Genomic DNA, 9,285 nt, shown 5'->3' with positions numbered 1-9,285 from the left:
CATGACGGTCAAGATTTGCAAACCCTCTTAAAAAATGCAGATATGGCTTTATATAAAGCCAAAGAGAATGGACGAAATAACTATCAGTTTCACATCGAAGATAATAATTTACAAAATTCTGTTAAACCGATGAAGAAACGGAAAGCGCGATCGCCAGCTTGAACGGATGCGAAACCGGGTTTCTTTGCTTCTCAATGTCGATATTTTGTGACGATCGCTTGCAGAAACCCGATTGCTGGGATGATTGCGATCGCGGATGAGAAACCGGGTTGATTTGCTTTTCAATGTCGATAAAAGATGACATAATTGACGCGAATGCACAAAATACTGTACAATAACACAGAATTATCAATGCTTTTAAAAGTTACCAACAAAGCGTTAATTTTTCTGAAGAGGGCAGCCTTTGCAAGGAAAACAAATTAAGCACGAACTAGACTCTCTAATCAGAGCAGCATCTTCAGTAGATCCCTGTTTAGCGAAAAAATTAGATGAAATAAACCGCTGGATAAAGGATGTCAAACCAGGTTCCGTAACTGCCAAAAAGTTTTTAACAGCATTTCTGCTACAGCTAATCGCAGATGCGAGAGTTTGGTTGAGCATCAAAGCATTGGCAGAAACAGCCGATCGAGAATTGGCATTTGAGCAGATGACCCCAACAGAAAAGTATTGGTACACCGATCTCTTCGCCAAATGGCTAAACGAAAACGACCCAAAGTTTTATATTTGGAGGCAAAAACTGATGGCGGAAGAGTTCAATCAACCTGATGCTAAGATAATTCAATCTCTGGCAGAGCATATTATACAGCGAGGCGGTACGGTTTGGCACTGCTATATTGCCGATCTTTCTATGGCAACGGATTTAATTGTCAGTTATCGGCAAAAAGTGCCTCTGTGTCTGCAAGTGACTAGCCTTGGGGAGGAATTCTCTCAAGAAAAATATGACAGTTGGAAAAATACTCTTGAGATGTGGGAAATAGACAGAGGGCTATTCCTGAGTTATAATCCCGGTTTACAGTATTTTGTTACTCAGCTAGTAAATTTGGCACTATATAATAGCGATAATCTCAAAGCAGGAAGCTATATAAAATTCCCTTAAAAAGGGTAATAAGACTGGAGCGATCGAGTAAAGCTATAATTAAGAGAGGATAGAAAAATCTACTATTTATGCCTACAGGAAGAATAACTGATAGTCAAAATAAATTAGAAAAATTCGCAGAAGCTTTAGACAAAGCCCGGAAGATGCAGCAGGAATGGATAACTTACGGGCTTGACTTTGTTGACCTTTACGTGCGGGATGCGGACGGAGATTGGTTGACAAACTGGGGGGAAGCGGAACGCTCTGAAGTGGCTGGGACTGGGAAAGATGAGTGAAAAAGTCAAAAGTCAAAAGTCAAAAGTCAAAAGTCAAATGCTTGCTGTGAATTGGTTCTGGCGTTTTAGGATGCCCTAACCTCCCTGGCGGTTGCTATATTGTGAGTAACGATGCGATTAATGCCACAAGTCAGGTTGCGATCGTGGTTCCTTGCAGCGCTGAATTTGCCCGCTCAAAGTTTTCTATTTTAAGCAGAATTAGTAGAAGTATCTGAATCTTTAGATAACGGCATCACCAAAATTTTATCGACGCGATTGCCATCCATATCCATCACTTCAAAACGGAAATTGCGCCATTCAAAATGATCGGCAGCAGTGGGAATACGACCTAAATTGGTAATCACAAAACCGCCCATTGTGTGATAGTTACCGCGACGATCTTCTGGCAATTCCTCGATATCGAAAAGTTCCAAGAAATCTTCCACCGGCAACATTCCATCCAACAACCAGGAACCATCTGCGCGTTGTACAGCTTGCGGTTCGTCCTGCTGATAAATAGAGGGGATATCGCCCACAATAGCGACTAAAATGTCGTTGACGGTAACTAATCCCTGGATGACACCGTATTCGTCTACTACTAGGACGATGTGGGTGCCGGATTGCTTGAACATTTCCAGGACTTTTAATCCCCGCGTGCTTTCTGGCACAAATAAAGGCCGTCGCAACAAGGCAGTTAAGTCGAGCGGCTGACCTGTCAGAGAACGGGATAGCAAATCGGTAACTTGTACCACGCCCAAAACATTATCCAGCTCGCGTTGGCAAACTAGAAGACGCGAATGTCTGCTATCGATCATCTTTTGTCTGTTCGTTTGGGCAGAGTCGTCCATATCAAGCCAAACAATATCCGGTCGCGGGGTCATAAAGGCGCTGACAGGTCGATCGCCCAAACGAAACACCCTTTCCACCATATCTTGTTCGGCTTCTTCAAACGTTCCCGCCTCCGTACCCTGTTCGATCAAAACCCTGATCTCTTCTTCCGTAACTTCCGGTTCTGTGGAAGGTTTGACGCCCAACAGTCGCACCGCCATATCGGTCGAGGAACTTAACACATGAACGATCGGGGATGTAATTTTAGCCAACATCCGCATAGGAATAGCAACCGCAGCGGCGATCGGTTCCGGATTGTTTAACGCTAACCGTTTGGGCAGCAGTTCGCCAATCACCAACGTCAGATAGGTGATAATTAAAATCGCTAGTATCGATGCGATCGCTTCCTTATATTCTGCTGTCTGCGGGATCGCACCGAAAATAGGCGCTACTCTCTTAGCGATTACCGATTCGCCGAACGCACCCGACAAGATAGCTAGGAGTGTGATACCAATCTGAACCGCAGACAAAAACTGATTCGGGGAATTAGCCAGTTGCAAAGCAACGCGGGCCTTAGCATCGCGATCGGCCATCTGCTGCAACCGCACCTTCCTGGCCGAAATAATGGCCAGTTCCGACATCACAAAAAGGCCGTTGGCGATAATCAGTAAGAAAACGATCGCGATTTCGATAGTTGGGGACATTCCGAAAAGGGGTTAGAAAGTCACTCAGTCAAAAGTCACTCAGTCAAAAGTCAAAAGAAAAAATTCGTTTTACTTCTTTTTGCGCTTGATATCCTTCATCCTTATTATCCTTGCTTTGTGTTTTATGGAAAGGCTCTCAAGGTGGATATACAACATATTAGTTGCTCAGGACTGCCAAGTATCGGCGGGACTGGGAAAATTTTGAGTTTTTAGAGGCTGGTTTGGCCGATCTGTTTCAATGGCCACAGAGATAGACCATAAACTCGCCCCTACTCGCTTTTACTGCTTTTTTCCAACGCCATAAACCCCAGTCCCTTTTTTTGACTTTTGACTGAGTGACTTTTGACTTTTCACCCAAAGCGATCGGTAACTCATCGAACCTGCCTTCTAAAATGGTGGAGGTACCCAACCATAGTAACTTTAAGAGCGAGTTGAGCAGTTCTAGAACACATGGCCTTTTCCTCCATCATTAGGGCATTAGGGCGATCGCCCCTCACAGCAGAAATCCTCACCAAGCTAAATCGCACACAATGCGTGCGGCTTTCCGGCATCCCCCGTCTCCCGAAGGGATTGGTCGCCTCCGCCCTAGCGCAAACAGAGGGGCGGAATTTGTTCGTAGTAACTGCAACTCTGGAAGAAGCCGGACGCTGGACAGCCCAGCTAGAGGCGATGGGTTGGCAGACCGTAAATTTTTATCCCACCTCGGAAGCAACGCCCTACGAACCGTTTGACCCGGAATCGGAAATGATTTGGGGACAGATGCAGGTGCTGGCCGATTTGGTCAATTTTAGATCTTCGATTTTAGATTTTGGATTGGGGTCTGCTGATGAGAATACAGAGACTCCTTCTTTTCAAGAAGAATCCAACAATCTAAAATCCAAAATCCAAAATCCAAAATCGAATTGGGCGATCGTCGCGACAGAAAGGGCCCTGCAACCCCACCTGCCGCCGAGGGAAGCTTTTCAACCCTACTGCCTCACCCTTCAAATAGGACAAAATTGGGATTTAAACGCATTCAGCGATAAACTAGCCCAGTTGGGATACGAACGAGTTCCCCTGGTAGAAACAGAAGGGCAGTGGAGTCGGCGCGGCGATATTATTGATGTATTCCCGGTTTCGGCTGAGCTGCCGGTACGGTTGGAATGGTTTGGCGACGAGTTGGAAAAGATGCGGGAGTTTGCACCCGACTCGCAGCGATCGATGGATAGCATCAAGCAGCTGATCCTCACGCCTACCGATTTCGGCCCGATCGTCATGGCATCGCTGACAAAAGAAAAAGGCGATCGCATTAAAAATTTTCTATCTCCAGAAGAACAAGAAAAATTCGACGCTGGTAATCCACCAGAAGGCGTGCGTCGATTTCTCGGTATAGCTTTTGACAAACCCGCCTCCCTACTCGACTACTTACCGCCAAATACCTTAGTGGCAATTGATGAACCAGATCAATGTCGCGCACACGGCAATGTCTGGATCGAACACGCAGAAGAACAATGGAATCAATTGCAAATTGGAAAAAAAGTTAAATCTGAAATCTCAAATCTGCAATCTGAAATAACCCTCCCCCGCATTCATCGTTCTTTTGATGATTCCTTGACCGCAACAGAAAGCTTTCACTGCACTCATTTATCCGAACTCGCAGAAGAAAATAACAGCAGCCTCAATCTTTCCAGTCGTCCAGTTCCCACAACGCCGCATCAGTTTGCCAAAATAGCAGAAATTCTGCGCGGCGAACTCGCTAGAAACTTCTCTGTTTGGATTGTTTCCGCGCAACCTTCTCGTTCTGTTTCCCTACTGCAAGAACACGACTGTCCTGGCCAATTTATTCCCAATCCCCGCGACTATTTAGCGATCGACAAGCTACTCGTGCAACACACTTCTGTAGCAGTGAAATATTCGGGATTGGCAGAACTGGAAGGCTTTATTTTACCCACCTTCCGGTTAGTTGTCGTAACCGATCGCGAATTTTACGGACAGCATACCCTCGCCACACCCAGTTATGTACGCAAGCGACGCCGCGCCGCATCCAAACAGGTCGATCCCAACAAACTGCAACCGGGGGATTATGTAGTTCACCGAAACCACGGCATCGGCAAGTTTATCAAGTTAGAAAAGCTGACAATAAATTACGAAACTCGCGAATATTTGGTAGTGCAATATGCGGATGGTTTGCTGCGAATAGCAGCAGATCAGTTAAACGCATTATCCCGATTTCGCACTTCCGGGGATAAGCCTCCAGAACTTAACAAAATGTCTGGCAAAGCCTGGGAAAATACCAAAAGTAAAGTTCGCAAATCTATTAAAAAGTTAGCAGTTGATTTGCTGAAATTGTATGCCCAACGCGCTCAACAGGAAGGTTTCGCCTATCCACCAGATAGTCCCTGGCAACAAGAATTAGAAGATTCTTTCCCATACCAACCTACTCCAGATCAGTTGAAAGCAACGCAAGATGTGAAGCGGGATATGGAATCGCCCCGACCGATGGATCGATTGGTGTGTGGGGATGTGGGTTTTGGCAAAACCGAAGTAGCAATTCGAGCCATATTTAAAGCGGTAACCGCAGGAAAACAGGTAGCTTTTCTTGCGCCGACAACGGTGTTGACCCAGCAGCACTATCATACATTGAAAGAACGTTTTGCTCCTTATCCGATTAATGTGGGATTGCTGAACAGATTCCGCACCGAAGAAGAAAAGCGAGATATTTTACGGCGACTGACAACTGGTGAATTGGATGTAGTTGTGGGAACGCAGCAATTGTTAGGAAAAGGGGTAGCTTTCCGAGATTTAGGTTTGCTGGCGATCGATGAAGAACAGCGATTTGGTGTCAATCAAAAAGAGAAAATTAAAACCCTAAAAACGCAAGTCGATGTGCTGACGCTGACAGCGACTCCGATTCCGCGCACTCTTTATATGTCGCTGTCGGGAATTAGGGAAATGAGTTTGATTACGACACCGCCACCTTCCCGACGTCCGATAAAAACTCATCTCTCACCCTACGATTTGGAGGCGATACGCACTGCGATTCGTCAAGAACTCGATCGCGGCGGACAGGTGTTTTATGTGGTGCCGAGAATTGAGGGGATTGAGGAAACGGCTGCTAAACTAAGGGAGATGGTGCCGGGGGCAAGATTGGCGATCGCGCACGGTCAGCTAGACGAATCCGATTTGGAAACAACAATGCTGTCTTTCAGCAATGGGGAAGCAGATATCCTCCTTTGCACTACCATCATTGAATCCGGTTTGGATATTCCGCGAGTCAATACGATTTTGATCGAAGATGCCCAGAAATTTGGCCTCGCCCAATTGTACCAGCTGCGCGGTCGCGTCGGTCGGGCGGGAATTCAAGCCCACGCATGGTTATTTTATCCGAAACAAAGTCAGCTAACCGATACGGCGAGACAGCGTTTGCGTGCAATTCAGGAGTTTACCCAGTTGGGGTCTGGGTATCAACTCGCGACGCGAGATATGGAAATTCGCGGTGTGGGTAATTTGTTGGGTGTGGAACAGTCGGGTCAAATGGATGCGATCGGTTTTGACCTGTATACTGAAATGTTGCAAGAAGCAATTCGGGAAATTCGCGGTCAAGAAATTCCCAAGGTTGACGATACCCAAATCGATCTCAGTCTTACCGCTTTTATCCCAGCCGATTATATTACCGATTTGGATCAGAAGATGAGCGCTTATCGCGCTGTGGCGGCGTCTACTTCTCAGGAAGAGTTAAATCAAATTGCGGCAGATTGGAGCGATCGCTATGGGCCCATCCCCAAACCCGCCCAACAAATGCTCAAAGTTATGCAACTCAAGCAAATCGCCAAGAAATTAGGTTTTTCGCGCATCAAGCCGGAAGGCAAACAACACGTTATCCTGGAAACACCGATGGAAGAACCCGCCTGGAACTTACTCGCCGCTAATTTGCCAGAACATCTGCAATCGCGTTTTGTTTATTCTCGCGGCAAAATAACTATTCGCGGTATGGGAGTTCAAAGTGCCGATCAGCAGTTGGATAATTTAATTAATTACCTGGGTAAAATGCAAGTAGTACTGCCAGAACCTGCTTTGCTGTGAAAATCTGAAAGTAAGTTTACGAAATCCTTTGTAGGGGCGAAGCATTTGGGCGATAATTTTTCGTTCTCACCAAAATATTTGTCACCAAATGCTTCGCCCCTCCCTAGAGCGCCAGTCCAGTAAAAGAGGTTGACAAAAACAACATAATGTGTTATAAGCTTTAGACCGAGGGCAGGGCGAAGCATTTGGACAGAAAATCTTGGGTTTTGTGCGGTAAATTGTCGCCCAAATGCGAAAGCCCCTACATAATACATATTTCGTTCTTTTTGTCAATTTATTCTAGTGGACTGGCGCTCTAGCCCTTAGCTACAATTTTCAATTGATTGCGAATCGGGATTTCAATCCAGAAAGCTGCGCCCTGTCCGGGTTGAGATAAACACTTGAGTATTCCGCCATGTTTCTCGACAATTTGGTAACTGATGGAAAGTCCTAAACCAGTACCTTTACCGACAGGTTTTGTGGTGAAAAAGGGGTCGAACAAACGAGAACGAACTTCTTCGTTCATACCTGGGCCGTTGTCGCTAATTAAAATAACTATGTGGTCAGAATTAGAATTATTACCTGTGGTAGCTTCTGCTAAGTAAGCTGCTGCTTGCTGCTGTGTTTCCAAAATTCTGGGTTTGGTATCGATAACTTGGGTGTGAATACGAATTGTATGTAGTGAGTTAAGTTCTTGTCTGCTGAACCCTTCCAGGGCGTCGATCGCATTGGCAATAATATTCATAAATACTTGATTTATCTGACTCGCATAACATTCCACTAAAGGTAACTTGCCATACTCTTTAATAACTTGAATAGTTGGGCTTTCCCCTTTCGCTTTCATGCGGTTTTGCAGGATTAGTAAAGTGCTATCGATACCTTCATGAATGTCTACGGGTTTCATTTGCGCTTCATCCAGGCGGGAAAAGTTGCGTAGGGACAGGACAAGCTGACGGATGCGGTCTACACCCAAGTGCATGGATGATAATAGTTTCGGTAAGTCTTCTGCCATGAAATCCAGTTCGATTTGTTCCATAAAAGTTTGAATTTCTGCAACTGGATCGTGGTAATGCTGCTGATATAGTTGCAGCAGATTAAATAAGTCGTTAACGTATTCCTTGGCATGGCAGAGATTGCCGTTGATGAAGTTAATGGGGTTGTTAATTTCGTGGGCAACTCCTGCCACTAATTGCCCCAAACTAGACATTTTTTCGCTTTGAATTAGTTGAGTTTGGGTTTGCTGCAATTCCTGTAGGGTGAGTTGCAGTTCCTCTGCTTTAGCTTGGGCGACAAAAGCAGCGATCGCAGCTTCATTATATAGCGCTGCTTGATGGAGAGCGATCGCCAGTTGATTGGCAACTTGTTGCAACAGTAACACTTCTTGGGCACTCCAGGTTTTCGCTTCTCGACTGTTACCGCAGATCAATATGCCAATTGTTTCAAAATGAGTTTGGATCGGAAATGCCATCACGGCAGAAAAATCAAGCTTTTCTAATGATTGTTGAATTGCCGCATCGGGAGACATTTTGACTTCATCCATCCAAATGATTCCCTTATTGAGGAGTTTCTTGGTAAAGGCACCAATTTCTGCGCTTGAGTAATAACCGATCGAACTGGTTAATTCCGGGATTTTAGCTTCGTGAACTACTTCCCAATTCTGTTGATTTTCCGGCCAAACATTGAGGTCGATCGGGCAATTTGTTTCAATGCACAGTAAAGCAGGGCGTTGCCAGACAAACAGACAGCGTTCGACTTCTAAGAAGTTACGCAGTTCTCTCACCGTTGTGGACAAAATCGTGTCGAGGTCGAGGGAATTATGGATTTGGTTGGTTAACTTAAAAATTAACGCTTCTCGACGACTTTCGTGCAATTGCTTTTGATGAAGCAAAGCATTTTCGATCGCTACTGCTGCCTGCAAAGATAACACGGTCAGCAGTTGTAGGTCTTCCGTAGAATAGGTAATATCTGTGTCGCCGAAAAGAGCGATCGCACCTATTATCTGGTCTTTTGTCTTTAAAGGTACGCAAATTAGAGAGCCTATTTGTGACTGACTGCTGACACATCTGGGGTCGCATAAAACATTGTTTACTATTTCTCCTCTGCCTTTCTGAACAATTCTCCCAATCGCACCTTCGCCTAGCATCAAATGCTCTTTACTATAACAATTTTGACCGAACTCAGACAGAATTTCCAACTGGCAAGTGTCGCGATCGAGTAGCATAATTAAGCCACTTGTAGCTTCAATCAAATTTCCCGCTTCTTCAACGATCGACTGAGCTACTTCTTTCAAGTCGAGGCTGGCAGTAATTCTGGTAAAAATATCGCGGAAAAGTTCCATTTCGTGATATTTTTTTAAAACTTC

Annotated in this window: 5 protein-coding genes; 3 read left to right on the top strand and 2 right to left on the bottom strand. The window is 45.2% G+C overall.

Annotation, left to right across the window (positions count from 1 at the left end):
* The first annotated feature begins 403 nt into the window (after positions 1–403).
* Together H6S82_RS09030 and H6S82_RS09025 are read left to right on the top strand one after the other, a co-directional pair.
* Complete coding sequence (locus H6S82_RS09030; RefSeq protein WP_190472575.1) at positions 404–1,096, top strand: hypothetical protein; 693 nt, start codon at positions 404–406, stop codon at positions 1,094–1,096.
* A 68-nt stretch (positions 1,097–1,164) separates the two neighbouring features.
* A complete protein-coding gene (locus H6S82_RS09025; protein ID WP_190472577.1) occupies positions 1,165–1,371 on the top strand; it encodes a hypothetical protein in 207 nt (68 codons plus the stop codon).
* Positions 1,372–1,559: 188 nt separating this feature from the next.
* On the opposite strand, the gene H6S82_RS09020 is transcribed toward H6S82_RS09025, so the two are convergent.
* Entirely contained in the window at positions 1,560–2,882 is a 1,323-nt protein-coding gene (locus H6S82_RS09020) for a hemolysin family protein (RefSeq protein WP_190472580.1), read from the bottom strand.
* 450 nt (positions 2,883–3,332) lie between these two features.
* On the opposite strand from H6S82_RS09020, the gene mfd reads away from it, so the two are divergent.
* Positions 3,333–6,944 carry a transcription-repair coupling factor gene (gene mfd, locus H6S82_RS09015; RefSeq protein ID WP_190472583.1) on the top strand — a complete coding sequence of 1,204 codons (3,612 nt, stop codon included), beginning with the start codon at positions 3,333–3,335 and terminating at the stop codon, positions 6,942–6,944.
* A 295-nt stretch (positions 6,945–7,239) separates the two neighbouring features.
* Here mfd and H6S82_RS09010 read toward each other — a convergent pair.
* Positions 7,240–9,285 (bottom strand): GAF domain-containing protein (locus H6S82_RS09010; RefSeq protein ID WP_206756856.1); only part of this gene is annotated, 2,046 nt, incomplete at its 5' end.

Origin of the sequence: Planktothrix sp. FACHB-1355, from assembly GCF_014748295.1 — a bacterium.
Classification (GTDB): Bacteria; Cyanobacteriota; Cyanobacteriia; order Cyanobacteriales; family Aerosakkonemataceae; genus Aerosakkonema; species Aerosakkonema funiforme_A.
Note: the sequence above shows the minus strand (reverse complement) of the source record. Positions and strands in the feature narration are given on the sequence as shown.

Coding starts and splice junctions, on each gene's coding strand:
- H6S82_RS09025 (WP_190472577.1), top strand. CDS start 1,165: ATGCCTACAGGAAGAATAACTGATAGTCAAAATAAATTAGAAAAATTC.
- mfd (WP_190472583.1), top strand. CDS start 3,333: ATGGCCTTTTCCTCCATCATTAGGGCATTAGGGCGATCGCCCCTCACA.
- H6S82_RS09020 (WP_190472580.1), bottom strand. CDS start 2,882: ATGTCCCCAACTATCGAAATCGCGATCGTTTTCTTACTGATTATCGCC.